This window comes from Peptoniphilus ovalis (assembly GCF_018919265.1).
Taxonomy (GTDB): Bacteria; Bacillota; Clostridia; order Tissierellales; family Peptoniphilaceae; genus Peptoniphilus_A; species Peptoniphilus_A ovalis.
The window spans coordinates 257562-273167 of record NZ_JAHLQO010000003.1 but is presented as its reverse complement, the minus strand read 5'-3'; the positions used below and the strand labels follow the sequence as shown (position 1 = coordinate 273167).

The 15606-nt window shown below is 28.2% G+C and carries 22 protein-coding genes and 1 tRNA gene; all 23 read left to right on the top strand.

What is annotated here, in order from left to right; all coding sequences use genetic code 11:
• The first annotated feature begins 63 nt into the window (after positions 1-63).
• Positions 64-137: transfer RNA gene (locus tag KQI68_RS04985), tRNA-Cys, on the top strand.
• Positions 138-227: 90 nt separating this feature from the next.
• Positions 228-626, top strand: coding sequence for a NusG domain II-containing protein (locus KQI68_RS04980; protein ID WP_216549039.1), 399 nt, complete (start codon positions 228-230; stop codon positions 624-626).
• Positions 623-1132 carry a Gx transporter family protein gene (locus tag KQI68_RS04975; RefSeq protein ID WP_216549038.1) on the top strand — a complete coding sequence of 170 codons (510 nt, stop codon included), beginning with the start codon at positions 623-625 and terminating at the stop codon, positions 1130-1132. The genes KQI68_RS04980 and KQI68_RS04975 overlap by 4 nt, the downstream gene beginning before the upstream one ends.
• A 1-nt stretch (position 1133) precedes the next feature.
• Positions 1134-1709, top strand: a complete 576-nt coding sequence (locus KQI68_RS04970; protein WP_216549037.1) for a Maf family protein — start codon at positions 1134-1136, stop codon at positions 1707-1709.
• Entirely contained in the window at positions 1690-2436 is a 747-nt protein-coding gene (radC, locus tag KQI68_RS04965; protein ID WP_343221662.1) for a RadC family protein, read from the top strand. Before KQI68_RS04970 ends, radC begins: the two co-directional genes overlap by 20 nt.
• Positions 2437-2459: 23 nt before the next feature.
• The gene (locus tag KQI68_RS04960; protein ID WP_216549036.1) at positions 2460-3014 is read left to right on the top strand and encodes an SGNH/GDSL hydrolase family protein; all 555 of its coding nucleotides are present in this window, start codon (positions 2460-2462) and stop codon (positions 3012-3014) included.
• Positions 3001-4101 carry a hypothetical protein gene (locus KQI68_RS04955; protein ID WP_216549035.1) on the top strand — a complete coding sequence of 367 codons (1101 nt, stop codon included), beginning with the start codon at positions 3001-3003 and terminating at the stop codon, positions 4099-4101. The genes KQI68_RS04960 and KQI68_RS04955 overlap by 14 nt, the downstream gene beginning before the upstream one ends.
• A complete protein-coding gene (locus tag KQI68_RS04950) occupies positions 4088-4528 on the top strand; it encodes a prepilin-type N-terminal cleavage/methylation domain-containing protein (RefSeq protein ID WP_216549034.1) in 441 nt (146 codons plus the stop codon). The genes KQI68_RS04955 and KQI68_RS04950 overlap by 14 nt, the downstream gene beginning before the upstream one ends.
• Entirely contained in the window at positions 4512-4871 is a 360-nt protein-coding gene (locus KQI68_RS04945; RefSeq protein ID WP_246541248.1) for a type II secretion system protein, read from the top strand. Before KQI68_RS04950 ends, KQI68_RS04945 begins: the two co-directional genes overlap by 17 nt.
• On the top strand, positions 4816-5316 hold the full coding sequence (locus tag KQI68_RS04940) for a prepilin-type N-terminal cleavage/methylation domain-containing protein (protein ID WP_216549033.1): 501 nt from the start codon (positions 4816-4818) through the stop codon (positions 5314-5316). The genes KQI68_RS04945 and KQI68_RS04940 overlap by 56 nt, the downstream gene beginning before the upstream one ends.
• A complete protein-coding gene (locus KQI68_RS04935; RefSeq protein ID WP_216549032.1) occupies positions 5313-6254 on the top strand; it encodes a hypothetical protein in 942 nt (313 codons plus the stop codon). The genes KQI68_RS04940 and KQI68_RS04935 overlap by 4 nt, the downstream gene beginning before the upstream one ends.
• Before the next feature lie 16 nt (positions 6255-6270).
• A complete protein-coding gene (gene efp / locus KQI68_RS04930; protein ID WP_216549031.1) occupies positions 6271-6828 on the top strand; it encodes an elongation factor P in 558 nt (185 codons plus the stop codon).
• Between the two features lie 17 nt (positions 6829-6845).
• Positions 6846-7148 (top strand): CD1247 N-terminal domain-containing protein, encoded by a 303-nt coding sequence (locus tag KQI68_RS04925; RefSeq protein WP_216549030.1) that lies wholly within the window; start codon positions 6846-6848, stop codon positions 7146-7148.
• A 104-nt stretch (positions 7149-7252) separates the two neighbouring features.
• Positions 7253-7633, top strand: coding sequence for an Asp23/Gls24 family envelope stress response protein (locus KQI68_RS04920; protein WP_216549029.1), 381 nt, complete (start codon positions 7253-7255; stop codon positions 7631-7633).
• Between the two features lies 1 nt (position 7634).
• Entirely contained in the window at positions 7635-8033 is a 399-nt protein-coding gene (gene nusB, locus KQI68_RS04915) for a transcription antitermination factor NusB (RefSeq protein ID WP_216549028.1), read from the top strand.
• A 1-nt stretch (position 8034) separates the two neighbouring features.
• Positions 8035-9417 (top strand): exodeoxyribonuclease VII large subunit, encoded by a 1383-nt coding sequence (xseA, locus tag KQI68_RS04910; RefSeq protein ID WP_216549027.1) that lies wholly within the window; start codon positions 8035-8037, stop codon positions 9415-9417.
• Positions 9418-9633 carry an exodeoxyribonuclease VII small subunit gene (gene xseB, locus KQI68_RS04905; RefSeq protein ID WP_216549026.1) on the top strand — a complete coding sequence of 72 codons (216 nt, stop codon included), beginning with the start codon at positions 9418-9420 and terminating at the stop codon, positions 9631-9633.
• Positions 9626-10495, top strand: coding sequence for a polyprenyl synthetase family protein (locus KQI68_RS04900; RefSeq protein WP_216549025.1), 870 nt, complete (start codon positions 9626-9628; stop codon positions 10493-10495). The genes xseB and KQI68_RS04900 overlap by 8 nt, the downstream gene beginning before the upstream one ends.
• Complete coding sequence (locus KQI68_RS04895; protein ID WP_216549024.1) at positions 10495-11295, top strand: TlyA family RNA methyltransferase; 801 nt, start codon at positions 10495-10497, stop codon at positions 11293-11295. Before KQI68_RS04900 ends, KQI68_RS04895 begins: the two co-directional genes overlap by 1 nt.
• Positions 11296-11302: 7 nt before the next feature.
• The gene (gene recN / locus KQI68_RS04890) at positions 11303-12976 is read left to right on the top strand and encodes a DNA repair protein RecN (RefSeq protein ID WP_216549023.1); all 1674 of its coding nucleotides are present in this window, start codon (positions 11303-11305) and stop codon (positions 12974-12976) included.
• Entirely contained in the window at positions 12960-13520 is a 561-nt protein-coding gene (locus KQI68_RS04885; RefSeq protein WP_216549022.1) for an NUDIX hydrolase, read from the top strand. The genes recN and KQI68_RS04885 overlap by 17 nt, the downstream gene beginning before the upstream one ends.
• A complete protein-coding gene (locus KQI68_RS04880) occupies positions 13504-14304 on the top strand; it encodes a purine-nucleoside phosphorylase (protein ID WP_216549021.1) in 801 nt (266 codons plus the stop codon). The genes KQI68_RS04885 and KQI68_RS04880 overlap by 17 nt, the downstream gene beginning before the upstream one ends.
• Positions 14304-15605 carry a pyrimidine-nucleoside phosphorylase gene (locus KQI68_RS04875; RefSeq protein WP_216549020.1) on the top strand — a complete coding sequence of 434 codons (1302 nt, stop codon included), beginning with the start codon at positions 14304-14306 and terminating at the stop codon, positions 15603-15605. Before KQI68_RS04880 ends, KQI68_RS04875 begins: the two co-directional genes overlap by 1 nt.
• Position 15606 lies beyond the last annotated feature (1 nt).

Below are 15606 nucleotides of genomic sequence, written 5' to 3'. Positions count from 1 at the left end.
GTATAATTTTTGTAAAATCTAACTTGTATTTTTTGTAAATTGATGTTATACTAATTTTGTTATGGCGACATAGCCAAGTGGTAAGGCACGGGTCTGCAACACCCTTATCACCGGTTCAAATCCGGTTGTCGCCTCCATAAATTTTAAAGTCTACTGTCTTTTGAATCAGTAGGCTTTTTTTGTATTTTAAATATTTAATAAAAAAGTTAATATGATATAATAAATTTATGAAACTAATGAAAAAACTAGACTATGTAGTTATTCTTGTCTTAATAATTTTTTCAGTAGTGCTCTATTTTATTACTAATAATTCTTTTTCAGGAATAGGAGAAGATGTAAATAAAAAAGCAGTGATTACAATTGATGGAAAAATTTATAAAGAAATAGAATTAGCTAAGGGACATAATGAAGAAATAGAAATAAAATCTCAATATGGAGAAAATGTTATCACAATTGAAGATGGAAGAGTTCATATGCACGAATCAGATTGTAAAGATAGAATTTGTATCAGAATGGGTGAAATTTCAACTCCAGGAGATTCTATAATTTGTCTTCCAAATAGACTTATGGTAAAAATTGTTTCGGAAGATAAAAATAATGATGAATTGGATATGATTTTAAAATGAGAAATAATAGAAAATTAATTTATCTATCTTTACTATCAGCGATGGGAATAGTTTTAGGACTTTTTGAAAGCATGATTCCACTTCCAGTTGCCATTCCTGGAGCAAGACTTGGACTCTCAAACATGGTGGTTCTTGTGACTATTGTTTCAATTGGATATAAAGAAGGTTTTATAGTATCAATTTTTAAAACAGTATTACTTGCCCTTGTTACTGGTGCAGTGTCAAGTTTTTTCTTTTCATTTGCTGGCGCAATACTAAGTACAATAGCAATGGTATTGTCACATAAATTTTTAAGAAAATATTTATCTTTAATTGGAATTAGTGAAATAGGATCTTTCTTTCATAATTTGGGACAAGTTTTAGTTGCTTCATTTATTATGAAGACTACTGCGATATTTGCTTATCTTCCAATTTTAGTAATCCTTGGAATTTTTACAGGATTTTTTGTAGGACTTGCATCAATTTATATAACTAATAATACTAATTTAGCTAAGCTTAGGGGATAATATGGAAAAAATTATTTTGGCTTCAAATTCTCCTAGAAGAAGAGAAATTTTAGGTAAGTTTATTGAATTTGAAGTAAAAACACATGAAATTAATGAAATAAAAGATGAGGAATATCCACCACAAATAACTGTGATGGGCCTTGCCTATGAAAAGGGAATAAGTGTTGCTGAAGAAAATATAGACTCTATAGTTATATCTTCAGACACAATTGTAGAGTACGATGGAAAGCTTTTAGGTAAGCCAAAAGATAGAGATGAAGCAAAAGATATGATTAAATCTTTATCTGGTAAAACTCATAATGTTTATACAGCTTATGCAATTTTTAAAATTTCAGAAAATATAAAATATGTAGATTATGAGAAATCTGAAGTTAAATTTTATGAATTTTCAAATGTGGATATCGAAAAGTATTTAGACACTAATGAATATGCAGATAAAGCCGGAGCTTATGGCATCCAAGGCTACGGAGCATTATTAGTTGAAAAGATTAATGGAGATTACTTTAATATAATGGGTCTTCCAATTGCTAAATTATCGAGAGATTTAAAGAGACTTTTTGGAATTAGTTTATGGTGAAGTGATGTATTCAAATAAAATTTTTAAAAATACTATTAAAGAAATGCCAGTGTGCGATAGGCCACAGGAAAGGCTTATAAAATATGGACCTAATTATCTTTCAAATGCAGAGCTTCTTGCTCTGATTATTAGAACGGGAAGCAAAAGTGGAGATTCCGCAATCGCCATAGCTGATAAAGTTTTAAAAACTATAAAATCAGAAGGCGATAATGATGGGCTTAGGAGCTTAAAAAATGTATGTGTTCAAGATTTAATGCAAGTAGAAGGAATCGGAGAAGCTAAAGCTTCTATGATTGTTGCTGCTGTGCAGCTCGGGGTTAGACTTGCGCAGAGCTCCTACAATAATAAAGTAAGAGTGACAACTCCTTCAATTGCAGCAAATTATGTGATGAGTGAGATGAGCTCTCTAAATCAAGAACATTTCAGAATCATGACTTTAAATACTAAAAGAGAAATTAACTTCATTCGAGAAATTTCTAAGGGAATTATTAATATGACAGTTGTACATCCAAGAGAAGTATTTAAGGCAGCAATCAATGACAATGCTCACAGTATAATTTTATTACATAATCATCCAACTGGAGACCCGAAACCATCAAGGGCCGATATTGATCTGACAGAAAAATTAGTTCATGCTTCAAAAATTTTAGAAATTGAAATAGCAGATCATATCATAATTGGCGATAATAAATATTTTAGTTTTGTAGAAGAGGGTTTAATTTTTTAAGCTCTCTTTTTTTAAGGAGTTTTATGAAAATTTGTGCATTAGGAGATTCGATTTTTGCTGGATATTTAGTGGGCGGAAAGTCTTTAATTTATTTTTTGCAAGAAGATGGATACGATATAGATAATTATGGAGTTAATGGCCTTAGCTCATCTGAGCTATTATTGGCAATAGATAATTTATTCAAATACGATAAATACATAATTCACATTGGATTTAATGATTTTCTTGATAATAATAGTGTTAAGAGCGTTTTTAATAACATTAAAAAAATCATTGAGAAGTTAAAAAAATTGGGTGGAGAAATTTATATAATTTCGCCCTACAAAACATCTGCTAAAAATATTGACAATGCTTTTTTAAGTTTTATGAGTTTTAAATCTATAAATTTAAAAGTTGAAGAATTTAATGAAATTTTAGAGACGAATAAAGAAAAGTTAGGATATAAAATTATATCATTTTATAAATACAACTTAGAAAATAATATTGAAGATGACCTAATAGATGGAATTCATCCCAATAAAAAGTTGCATAAAGAACTTTCAAATGTTGTAAAGGAGGCTCTAGATGGATATATTTGATAAATTATCGAATAAAATTGGTTATCGTAGATTTTCAAATAGAGAGAAAATTTTATTTTCAATTTTAATACTTTTATTAATTCAACTTATAATTTACTACTTTTTCATAAAACCAAAAGATGAATTATATAGTGAGAAATTATCAAATTACGAAAATTCTAAAAATATCAAAGAAGAAAATTTAAATTACTCTGGGCTAAATGACTTCTCTAATGAAAACTTAGCACTAATTGCTAATGATATGAACTTATCTAAAAATAATTTTTCTAAAGAGCAAAATAGTAATATTGAAACTCTTTCAATTTTAGGAGAAAGTTCTCTAGATAATCTATCTAGTACAAAAAAATTCATAAAATATTATGGATTTTCTACAATTAATATTCAAAGAGATGGTGAAAATAAATTTTCATATGATTTTAAAGCTGTAAAGCCATCTGAAAATATTTACTACAGTGACTTAAAAAGTTCTTATTTTAGTGGAGATAAAGAAGAATTAAAAATTGAAGTAAAAGACGAAGAAAATAAACCTCAAGAAAAAGTTGAGATTAAAAATACAAAAACTACTCCAAAGAAAACTTCTGTAAAACAAAAACTTAAGAAAGTTGCAAAAGTTGAAGAAAAACCAAAAACTATAGAAAATATCATTCCAAAAGAAATAATTGAAAATAAAGAACCTCAAAAATTAGAAGAAATTATTGTTGATAATATTGAAAAAGATGAAAGCTCGGAAATTTTATTTAATGAATTTGCTCTATCTTCGAGTAATAAAAATGTGGAAATAGACAACATAAGAAATATAATTTCTGTAATTAATATTAAAGAGCCAAAAGAAGAAAAGATAATTATAGGCCTAGATAGAATTTGCGGAGAAATTGATTTTTCTTTTCTACTGTCAGATCATATTAAAGAATTTGGAGTTTTAAATACAAATGAAGAATTTATAAAATACAATGGTGATATTCCTTTAAAGACTTGGACGAGTTTAAACTTTAAAGAAGAAAAAATATCTGCTCTTTATATAATTCCCTATGAGGGCGTGGAAACTTCTATGTATATTGGAGAATTTACTTACCATGAAGAAGTATAGAGGTTTTACACTTTTAGAAATGATTCTTTCAATTTCTATAATTTTAATAATTCTTTCTGTTTCTAATATAAATTTTAATGTTAGAGATAGGTTAGAAGCGAAGTACCAACTGAGAGAGCTTTCAACTAATATAAAATTTATAAAAAATTATGCTCAAATTAATAATTGTAGGACTAATATAGTAATAAATGATGATGGTTATGAGATGTATTATGGGAATCATAAAAAGAGTATTAAATTTAATAAGTTAATAAAAGTTTTAGATTCAAATACTAGAGATATAAGATTTACTTCAACTGGCAAACCATCAAATTTAAATAGCATTAATTCTGCAGGTACTATTAATTTTATTATTGACGATAAACCAATAAGGCTTACTATTCAGCCAGTCACAGGCAAGGTGAATTTATATGAAAAAGAAAAATAGAGGCCATTTAATGATAGATATATTATTTTCAATAGCTTTAATTGGCCTTATTGCATCCATAATTCTTCCAAATATTATCACCCTTTTGGAAAATCAAAATCATTTGGGCGAAAGAGAAGAATTACTAAATGCTGTAAATTCTTGTAGTGAAGAAATAATCGGAAATTATTACAATACTGGCGAAATAAAATTTACTGAAGATTATCAGGATATTGATTTAAAAGTTGAAAATAATAAGTCAGATAATTTAAATCATTTTATTGTAAGGGGTAAGAGAAGAGGTGCAGATGAAGAAGTTAAAATTGAATTTTACTTGTGGGATGAAGGGTTATTCACTAATTGAACTTGTAATGGCAATGGGTTTAATTCTAATAATAGCAATGGTTGTGACATCAATTTTAAACATTTCAAGTAAATCCCTTAGAAAAACTTATTTAAATCAAAACACAAGCTCCGAAATTTCTTACGCAATAGAATACATAAAAGATGAAATTGCTAGTTCAGATTATAATTATTCAATTGATGATAAAGTTTACTTTGTAAAAGAAAATGGAAACAAGTTTGAATATATTAGTTATGAATTTTATCAGAATGCAGTTTATAGGAACTTATCTGAGGCAACTGTTTTAAAAAAGAATAATTTTAAATCATATAGAGGTCGAAATGTATTAATTGATACTGTAAAGAATTTTTATATTAAAGATACTGGCTCAAATTTTGAATTGTATCTTGAAAAAGATAATAATAAATCGAAAATTTTTATAGCCAAGAGGAATTTAAGCTTATGAAAAATAGAGGATATATTTACATAATTACTCTTATGATTATTTCTTTGTTGGCAATATTTTTTTACTTTATTTATTCTTTTGTGGAAAATTCGACTTATTTAAACTTTAATAGAGTAGAGAAAATAAATTCAAAATATGCAGCAGAATCTGTCTTAAATATGGCAGTTTCTGATAAAGATTTTAAGAAGAAATTAGAAGAAATTGTTTTTAATAACAAATACACTATTAATCTAAAAACTAATATAAATTTACAAGATACAGATATTAAAAAACTAAATATTGTCAATAAAAGCTCCGGGAAAAAAGATTTAGTAGAAATTGATACAAATATAAAGTTTAAAAATAGTTTAGCAGCGGCGAAGATAAGAGCAAATATTATTAATAAAATATATAAAGAAGAAGACGGAATTCTAAATTCTTCAAAATTAGAATCCGAAGAGTTGATAGAAGTTAAAGAGGGTTTTAACAAACATAATTTCCAAAGTTCTAATAAAGAATTTATTGAATTAGATGGAGATTTTATAATAGATTATATAGCCGGGACAAGAGCTATCTTAGAAGAAGTTGAAGAATATGACGAAGAACTTGATGAATTTGTAAAGAGAGAAGTTGAAGTTAGAAAATTTGAGAACAAAGATATAATTTATCAAAAATCTGGGACTTTAGAATTAAGAAATAGAGCAAAAATAAGTTTTTTAATAATAAATGATAAAGTTGTGTTTAATGATAATAAGTTATTTGGTATAATTGTAATAAATGAAGGAGCAGAGATTTCTAATAATTGCATGCTTGAAGGATATTTAATTGATTTATATGATAAAAATAGTAGTATAAATGTAAATTATGATTATCTAATGGTAAAATCATTTGGTGATGTATTGCCTGAATACGTAAAGTTTCAGCCAATTTCATTAAATCACTATGATTTAGAAAATTAATATGGAGGAAAGATTAATGATTACAGCAGGAGATTTAAGAAAGGGACTTACTTTTGAATGGGATGGGGATGTATATGAAGTTATAGATTTCCAACATGTTAAACCAGGAAAAGGTGCGGCTTTCGTTAGAACAAAAATTAAGTCAGTACTTACAGGAGGAATTAAAGACCAAACTTTTAATCCTTCTGAAAAATTTGAAAAAGTAGTAATTGAAAATAAGGAAATGCAATACTTATATTCTGATGGAGAATTATTCTATTTCATGGATCAAGAAACTTATGAACAAATTCCGTTAGAAAAAGACATGGTTGAAGACGCACTTAATTTTATAAAAGAAAATGACATGGCTACAATTAACTTCTATAAAGGCAAAGCTTTTAGAGTAACTCCTCCAAACTTTGTTGAACTTGAAGTTACTCAAACTGAACCAGGAGTTAAGGGAGACACATCAAGCGGTGGATCAAAACCTGCCACAGTTGAAACAGGCTATACTCTAAATGTGCCTCTATTCATAAATACAGGAGATATGATTAGAATTGACACTAGAGATGGTGAATATATGTCAAGAGTTTAATTATTTTAGGAGGAAATATGGACTATTTAATCAAGAGAATCTCTTATTTACAAGGACTTGCTGATGGTTATGAAATTGACACATCAACTAATGAAGGAAAAATTTTAATTGAACTGATCGACATCCTTGCTGAAACAATTGATGAAATGAAAGAGCGCAGCGAAGACTTAGAAGATTATATTGACATCATTGAAGAAGATCTATCAGATCTTGAAGATTATGTTTACGATGATGATGATGATATGGATTTTGATCTTTACGACGATGATTTTGATTTTGACGACATAGAATTTGATGACGAAGAAGAAATCGAAGATTAATTAAAAAGCCCCTTGAGGGCTTTTTATTTTTATGCAAATTGCTATAAATTGATTATATAATGAGGATTTGGTATAATTATTTTAGTAAATTTGGAGGTGGAATCGTGGATAATAAATATCTTATAGATGGAAATGCAGCAGAAGGTACAATTAAAATTTCTGAAGATGTAATTGCTACAATTGCATCAGTTGCAGCTGAAAATGTTGAGGGAATCGTTAAAGTTGGTTCTAATTTTAAATCACAAGTAAGTGATATTTTAAATACAAAAAATTTTAATAGAGGAGTTAAAGTCAATATTGGTGAGAAAGAAACTATTATTGATGTTTATTTAACTATAGAATATGGAATAAAAATCGTAGATGTATGTGAAGAAGTTCAAAAGAAAGTTAAGGAAGCCATTGAAAATATGACTGACTTTGAAGTTGTTGAAGTAAATGTACATCTAAGCGGGATTGCAGTAAAGAGTTCTGAAAAGACGATTTAAAATGAGTAGAAAAAAAGCTAGAATTGGGGCTATGCAATCTTTATTTTTAATGGATGTAAATAAAGACTTTTCTCTTGAAAATTTAGAAATTTTTCTAGACAATAATGTATTTTTAGGAGATGAAGTTGACTATATAAAGAGAATAGTCCCTGATTTAATTGATAAAATAGATATTGTTGATGAAACTATTGAAAAAAATTTAAAAGGATGGACTCTTGAAAGACTTGCAAAGGTGGACAGACAAATTTTAAGAATTGCAGTTTATGAATTCTTGTATAAAGATGACATACCACCAGAAGTATCTATAAATGAAGCAGTTGAAATTGCAAGAGTATATAGTTCAGAAGAGTCTCCAAAATTTGTAAACGGAATTTTAGGTAGTATTTATAGGAGTTTTTAACTTGTCAAAGGGTGCTTTCAAAGTAAGTGAACTAAATAATTATATTAAAAAAATAATTTCAATGGACTATATTTTAAGAGATATTAGTCTTATTGGCGAGGTTACTAATTTAAAGAAGCACTCTAATGGAAATTATTATTTTTCTCTAAAGGATGAGTTTTCAAGGATTAATGCCATAATTTATTCAGATGAAAAACCTGATTTTGAATTATTTGATGGTGCAAAGGTCCTTGCTAAAGGAGCAGTTACTTATTATGAAAGAGATGGTCAATTTACTTTTTATGTAAAAGAAATCTCTTTAGATGGAAAAGGCAGTCTATATCTTCAGTTTTTAGATTTAAAGAAAAAGCTTGAAGCTGAAGGTCTTTTTTTAAATAAATATAAAAAAGAAATTCCAAAATTTCCAAATACAATTGGGCTTATAACCTCAACTAGTGGTGCAGCTATAAAAGATGTAATTAATATTTTAAAAAACAGAAATAGATACGTCGATGTATTAGTTTATCCAAGCTTAATGCAAGGCATTGGTGCAAGCGAGAATATAATTTCAGGAATTGAATATTTTAATAGTGCAAATAATGTTGAAACAATAATTATTGCAAGAGGTGGAGGAAGTTATGAAGATTTATTTGTCTTTAACGACGAAGCTGTTGCTAGAAGTATATTTAATTCAAAAATTCCAATAATCTCTGCAGTGGGTCATGAAATTGATTTTACAATTGCTGATTTTGTAGCGGATTTGCGTGCTGCAACACCAACTAATGCAGCTGAGCTTGTGACTATTAGTGAAGATGAAATAATTTCTGATTTAAATTACAAAAAAACTTACTTAGATAATTTAATTCATAGAAAAATTAATGATGAAAAACTTAAAATTTTAAATATATATAGATCAATTTCTTTAAAAAATCAAAGTTATAAGATTAATGATTTGACAAGAGATTTACTAAATAAAGAAAAAGCATTAAATATTTCTCTTCAAAAAATAATTTCTAATAATAAAGGTAAACTTTATAGAAATAAATTGTTTTTAAATAATTTTAAACTTTCTCAGGGAAATGAGCTTAAAAATTATTTGTATAGATTAAATAAAATTAACTCTAATCTTAATTATAAAATTAATTATGAAAAGAGGAAATTAAACTATTATTATTTAAAATTAATGAATTCTGTTAATTTATCTAAAGAAAGACAAAATCTTGAAATAAATTATTTAAAGTTAAAATCAGCATTTGATAAAATCAATAAGATTGATATTTTAAATGCCGATGGCAAAAATATTAAGTCTATAAGGAACTTAAATTTAGGAGATAGAATTTCTCTTAGATTTAAAGATGGAAAAGTAGATTCAATAATTGAAAATATAGAAGCGAGAAGTGATTAAATGCAAAGAAATTATGAAAGTTCTTTAAAAGAACTTGAAGAGATAATTAGAGAACTTGATTCCAAGGATATAAGTCTTGAAGAATCAATTAAAAAATACGAGAAGGGCATTGAACTTTACAAATATTGCAATAATATGCTTAAAGAATACGAAGGAAAGGTAAGAACAATTGCAGAAGAAAATTCTGAAATTTTAAAGGATGTACAAAATGGCTAGTATAGATAATTTATTAGAAAAATTTAATAATTATTTAAGTTCATTACTGGAATATGATGAAAGCAATCAACACAAAGTTATAGATTCCATGAAGTACTCTCTTTTTTCAGGTGGAAAGAGAATAAGACCGCTTCTATCAATTATTACATTTTTAGAATTTGCTGAAGAAAATGAAGATAATAATATTGACAAAATTCTTCCCTTTGCATGTGCAATTGAAATGATTCACACATTTTCATTAGTACACGATGACTTACCTGCAATGGATGATGATGATTTTAGAAGAGGAAAGCCCACAAATCATAAGGTTTATTCTGAAGGAATTGCAATACTTGCAGGAGATGGACTACTTAATATGTCCATGGAAATTCTAATAAAACATATTGATTCAATTTCAGATGCAGAGGATTTAAAAAGAGCAATTAGAGCTATGAAGTATCTCTACAATGCATCGGGTGTTAATGGAATGATTGGTGGTCAAACTATTGACATTGATTATGATGTAAATAGTTATACTGAAGATATTTGCGAAAATATGTATAAGCTAAAGACTGCAGCACTTATTAAGGCATCAGTTATTACAGGTGCAATAATTGCTGGAGTTGATGCAGATGGAATATCAAAACTATCGAAATTTGCAGAATCTATAGGAATTGCCTACCAACTTGAAGATGATTTACTCGATGAAGAAAATGATCCAGAAAGTGGAGAAGTCAATATGCTTTTATTTAAATCAAAAAATGATGTAAAAGATGAAATAATAAATCTTACAAACTCAGGATTTGAAGTTATTGAAGACTTAGAATTAAAAGTAAATCTTCTTAAGAAATTTGCAATTAAACTAGTGGATAGGAGTAACTAATGGCTAAGAAAAGAGCAGATGTGCTATTAGTTGAACATGGAATTATAAATTCTCGTGAAAAAGCTAAAAGACTAATAATGGAAGGCAGAGTTTTTATAGGAACTGCAAGAGTTGATAAACCAGGTGAGCAATATAAAGATGATGTTGAGTTTAATGTTAAAGGTCTTGAGAATTCCTTTGTATCTAGAGGTGGATATAAGCTTCAAAAGATGATAAAAGAATATGGGATTGATTTAAAAGACAAGTATTGTGTAGATATTGGAGCTTCAACGGGAGGTTTTACTCAATGTATGCTTAGATATGGGGCAAAAAAAGTTTATGCAATAGATGTTGGATACAATCAACTCGATTACTCACTTAGAATTGACGATAGAGTTGTTTCTCTTGAGAGAACTAATATTAGATACTTTGATCCAGAATTAATTGAAGAAGACATAAAATTTATTTCAATTGATGTATCTTTTATTTCACTTGAATTAGTTCTACCTGTTGCAAAAGAAATTTTATCTAATGGTGGAGAAATAGTTTCCCTTATTAAGCCACAATTTGAAGCAGGTAAAGGTAAAGTTGGTAAAGGCGGAATAGTTAGAGATAGAGAAGTACATAAAGAAGTATTGGAGAAGATATATAATTTAGCAATGAATCTCGATTTAAAAGTTATTACAATTACAAATTCCCCAATAAAGGGAACAAATGGTAATATTGAATTTTTAATTTATTTGAAAAATTATGGAGATTCTGATTTTAAATTTAATCCAAAAGAGATAGTTAATTTTGCTCATGAAAATTTAGATGATTAGGTGAAAAATGTTATTAGAGCTGAATATTGAAAATTTTGCAATAATAGAAAATATGAAAATAGAATTCGAACCTGGATTAAATGTATTAACTGGAGAAACAGGCTCGGGTAAATCTATAATTATTGACTCTCTTGGGCTAGTGCTAGGTCAAAGAGCAAATAAGGATATTATTAAAAAGGGAAAAGATAGAGCTTTTATAGAGGCAGTTTTTAGCTCTTACGATGAACAAATAAAAGAAATTCTATCAGAGTATGGTATTGAATCAGGAGATTTAATAGTAATTTCAAAAGAAATTCGTGCAAATAGTCCAACAATTGCAAGAGTTAATAATAGGACTGTTACATCTTCTCTTTTATCTAGTATTTCTTCACGTCTAATTGATATTTTTGCACAACATGAGTCTATTTCACTAATGGATAATAAAAACCAAATGAATTTATTAGATGATTTTTCACCTAAAGAGCAAAAAAATCTGTTAGAAGATTTAAAAAATAAAGTTAACAAAATAAATGAGTTAAAAAGAGAATACGAAGAAAAATCTCAATTAGAAAAAAATAAAGACAGAGAAATTGATATCTTAAAGTATCAAATCAAAGAAATTGAAGATGCAGCTTTAACTGATTATGATGATGAAGGATTAATTGATGATTTTAATTCTCTTAATAATATGACTGACACAATTGTCAATCTATCCGAAGCTAAACAACTTTTAAATGAAAGTTATGAAAATTCATCTGTTGGAGATTTACTAGACAGGGTAATAGTAAATGTTATAGAAGTTTCAAAGTACAATAAAGATTTAAAAGAAACTGAAGAGGAATTAGAAGACATCAGATTTAGACTTTCTGATGTGGCATCTACCCTTGATAGATATTCAAATTCATTAGAACTAGATGAAGAAAAGTTAAAATATCTTCAAGATAGAATTGACTTAGTTAATAACTTAAAACTAAAGTATGGTCAGTCAGTTGAAAAAATAAATAATTTTTACGGAGAAGCAAGTGAAAGATTAGGGTTTTTACAAAATTTTGAAAAGAATTTAGACAATCTTTTAAAAGAAATTGATAAACTCAATAAAGATGCTTTAGATGTAGCAAATAAAATAAGTGAAAATAGAATAAAAACAGCAGAAATCCTAGAAAAAAAAGTAGAAACTGAAATTGGAAAACTTAATATTAAAAATGCTAGATTTAAAATAGAAATAAAAGAAAAAGAATTATCTCAAGATGGAATCGATAAAGTTGAGTTTTTAATAGCTCCAAACCTTGGTCAAGATCTAATGCCTATGTCAAAAGTAGCATCAGGTGGAGAGATGAGTAGAATTATGCTTGGATTTAAAAGTATAATTGCTGAAAAAGATAATATTCCAAGCTTGGTATTCGATGAGATAGATGCTGGAATTAGTGGTAAAACTGCACAAATTGTGGGTAATAAAATTAAAGAACTTTCAAAAGATAGACAAATTATCGTTATATCTCATTTACCACAAATAGTTGCAATTGCTGATACTCATTTTTCAATTCAAAAAGATATTGTAGACAATAATACAATTTCAACAATTGATAAACTTGATTATGAAGATAGAGTAAAAGAAGTTGCAAGATTAATTGGCGGAATGGATATAACTGAAATTGCAATAAATGCAGCAAAAGAAATGATTGGGGATGCAAATGACAAATAATGTCGAGAGAACGATGAAGTCGACAAAAATTTTTGACGGAAAAGTTTTAAATTTAAGAGTTGACACAGTTGAGATGGAAGGCCAAAAATATACAAAAAGAGAAATTGTTGAAAGACAACCTTGTGTTGCAATAGTAGCTATAAATGAAGAAGATGAGCTTATTTTAATAAGACAGTATAGAAAATCAATTGACAAAGAAATTCTAGAACTTCCAGCAGGTATGGTTGATTTTAGTGAAGAGCCAGCACAAGCAGCACTAAGAGAACTAAGAGAAGAAACAGGCTATACTGCAGAAAAGATAGATTATCTTTTTGAAAATTATTCTTCTCCAGGTTTTACCAACGAGAGGCTTTTTGTTTTTGCAGCAGAAGGACTTACAGAAGGCGAACAAGACTTAGATGAATTTGAAGATTTAAAAGTTGAAAAAGTAAAATTTGAAGAAGCTTTAAAATTAATTGAATTGGGAGAATTAACTGATTCAAAATCAATTGCAGGGATACTTTATTTCAACACTTTTAGGAGGAAAAATGAAAAAGACAATTGACTTTATTAAAGATAAAATAAAAATTACTCCAGAAATAGGAATTGTTTTAGGATCAGGACTTGGAGACTTTGCTGATTCAATTGAAGAAAAAATTGAAATTCCTTTTACAGAAATTCCAGATTTTCCAGTATCCACAGTTAAAGGTCATGATGGTAAACTAATTTTTGGAAATATAAATGGTAAAGAAGTTTGTATAATGAAGGGAAGAATTCATTTTTACGAAGGATATGATATTTCAGATGTTGTATTTCCTATTAAGGTAATTGCTGAACTTGGAGTCAAAACTCTAATAGTTACAAATGCGGCAGGTGGAGTCAATACAGATTTTGAACCAGGAGATTTAATGATTATTACTGATCACATAAATCTAATGGGAAAGAATCCTCTTATTGGACCTAATGATGAGAGTGTAGGACCAAGATTTTTAGATATGACTAATCTTTACGATAGAGATTTAGTTGAACTTGCTGAAAAAGCTGGAAAAGATTTAAATGTAAAAACTCAAAAGGGAGTTTATATGTATTTTACAGGTCCATCATATGAAACTGCAGCAGAAGTTAGAATGGCAAGAATTTTAGGCGCAGATGCGGCAGGAATGAGTACTGTCCCAGAAGTTATCATTGCAAGACATAGAGGACTTAAGATTCTTGGAATTTCGACAATTACTAATATGGGCACAGGAGTTTTAGATAAACCTCTAGATCACACAGAAGTTGTAGAAGTTGGCAAAGAAGTTTCTGGAAAATTCACAGATCTTTTAAATAAAATAATCGAGGATATGTAATGAATTTTATAGATATTATTGAAAAGAAGAAAGAAAACAAAGCATTAACAGAAGAAGAAATTAAATTTTTTATAGAAAATTATGTAAAAGGAGAAATTCCAGATTATCAAGTTTCTGCCCTTTTAATGGCAATTTATTTCAATAAATTAAATTTAGACGAAACTTATTATCTCACAAAATACATGATTGAATCAGGAGACACAGTTGATTTAACTGATGTTCATGGTGTCAAAGTTGACAAACACTCAACAGGTGGTGTTGGCGACACAGTAACTCTAGTGCTTGGACCTTTAATGGCATCTGTTGGCCTTGTATTTGCAAAGATGAGCGGTAGAGGACTAGGCCATACTGGTGGCACTCTTGATAAGCTTGAAGCAATTCCAGGATTTAACATTTATTTAAATGAAGAAGAATTTAAAAATAATTTAGAGAAGTCTAATATTGCAGTTATTGGACAAACTGATGATATTGTCCCAGCTGATAAGTTATTATATGCTTTAAGAGATGCAACTGATACTGTAGATAATGTAAGCCTTATATCTTCTTCAATTCTATCTAAAAAAATTGCACTAGGAACTGATGCCTTAGTACTAGATATTAAGGTTGGGTCCGGAGCATTTATGAAAGATAAGGAATCTGCAATTGAGCTTTCTAAATTAATGGTTGAACTTGGAAAGAAATTTAATAGAAATACCAAGGCAATCATAACTAATATGAGCGAACCACTAGGAGATGCTGTTGGAAATAGTATTGAAGTTATTGAAGCTATAAAAACTCTAAGGGGAGAAGGTTCTAAGAACTTAAGAGAAATTTCTATAAAAATTGGCTCAAGCTTAATGAATATGGCTGGATTGACAGATTCAGAAGAAGAAGCAAAAAAGATTATAATAGAAAAAATTGAGAGCGGAGAAGCTTTAGAAAAATTCAAAGAAATGGTTGAACTTCAAGGAGGAGATTCAACTTATATAGATGACATTTCTAAATTTAAACTTTCAAGCATCGAAGAATCAGTTATTGCTGAAGAGTCAGGTTATGTAAAAGAAATTGAAGCTTTAGAAATAGGTATTGTTTCAAGAGATTTAGGTGCAGGAAGACTTAAAAAAGGAGACGACTTAGACTTAGGTGCAGGAATTTATCTTTATAAAAAAGTTGGAGATTATGTAAAAAAGGGAGATAAACTCGCAACTATTTATACAGAAAAAGCTGATGAAGTAGAAAGAGCTGTTGAAAGAATAAAAAAAGCATATAAATATTCTGATGAAAAAGAAGAGTATAAATTAATAATAGAAGAGATTGATTAAT

Coding starts and splice junctions, on each gene's coding strand:
- KQI68_RS04945 (WP_246541248.1), top strand. CDS start 4,512: ATGAAAAAGAAAAATAGAGGCCATTTAATGATAGATATATTATTTTCA.
- KQI68_RS04880 (WP_216549021.1), top strand. CDS start 13,504: ATGAAAAAGACAATTGACTTTATTAAAGATAAAATAAAAATTACTCCA.
- KQI68_RS04970 (WP_216549037.1), top strand. CDS start 1,134: ATGGAAAAAATTATTTTGGCTTCAAATTCTCCTAGAAGAAGAGAAATT.
- KQI68_RS04955 (WP_216549035.1), top strand. CDS start 3,001: ATGGATATATTTGATAAATTATCGAATAAAATTGGTTATCGTAGATTT.
- KQI68_RS04925 (WP_216549030.1), top strand. CDS start 6,846: ATGGACTATTTAATCAAGAGAATCTCTTATTTACAAGGACTTGCTGAT.
- KQI68_RS04900 (WP_216549025.1), top strand. CDS start 9,626: ATGGCTAGTATAGATAATTTATTAGAAAAATTTAATAATTATTTAAGT.
- xseB (WP_216549026.1), top strand. CDS start 9,418: ATGCAAAGAAATTATGAAAGTTCTTTAAAAGAACTTGAAGAGATAATT.
- KQI68_RS04875 (WP_216549020.1), top strand. CDS start 14,304: ATGAATTTTATAGATATTATTGAAAAGAAGAAAGAAAACAAAGCATTA.
- efp (WP_216549031.1), top strand. CDS start 6,271: ATGATTACAGCAGGAGATTTAAGAAAGGGACTTACTTTTGAATGGGAT.
- nusB (WP_216549028.1), top strand. CDS start 7,635: ATGAGTAGAAAAAAAGCTAGAATTGGGGCTATGCAATCTTTATTTTTA.
- KQI68_RS04885 (WP_216549022.1), top strand. CDS start 12,960: ATGCAAATGACAAATAATGTCGAGAGAACGATGAAGTCGACAAAAATT.
- KQI68_RS04980 (WP_216549039.1), top strand. CDS start 228: ATGAAACTAATGAAAAAACTAGACTATGTAGTTATTCTTGTCTTAATA.
- KQI68_RS04940 (WP_216549033.1), top strand. CDS start 4,816: ATGAAGAAGTTAAAATTGAATTTTACTTGTGGGATGAAGGGTTATTCA.
- KQI68_RS04975 (WP_216549038.1), top strand. CDS start 623: ATGAGAAATAATAGAAAATTAATTTATCTATCTTTACTATCAGCGATG.
- KQI68_RS04950 (WP_216549034.1), top strand. CDS start 4,088: ATGAAGAAGTATAGAGGTTTTACACTTTTAGAAATGATTCTTTCAATT.
- KQI68_RS04960 (WP_216549036.1), top strand. CDS start 2,460: ATGAAAATTTGTGCATTAGGAGATTCGATTTTTGCTGGATATTTAGTG.
- KQI68_RS04935 (WP_216549032.1), top strand. CDS start 5,313: ATGAAAAATAGAGGATATATTTACATAATTACTCTTATGATTATTTCT.
- recN (WP_216549023.1), top strand. CDS start 11,303: ATGTTATTAGAGCTGAATATTGAAAATTTTGCAATAATAGAAAATATG.
- KQI68_RS04895 (WP_216549024.1), top strand. CDS start 10,495: ATGGCTAAGAAAAGAGCAGATGTGCTATTAGTTGAACATGGAATTATA.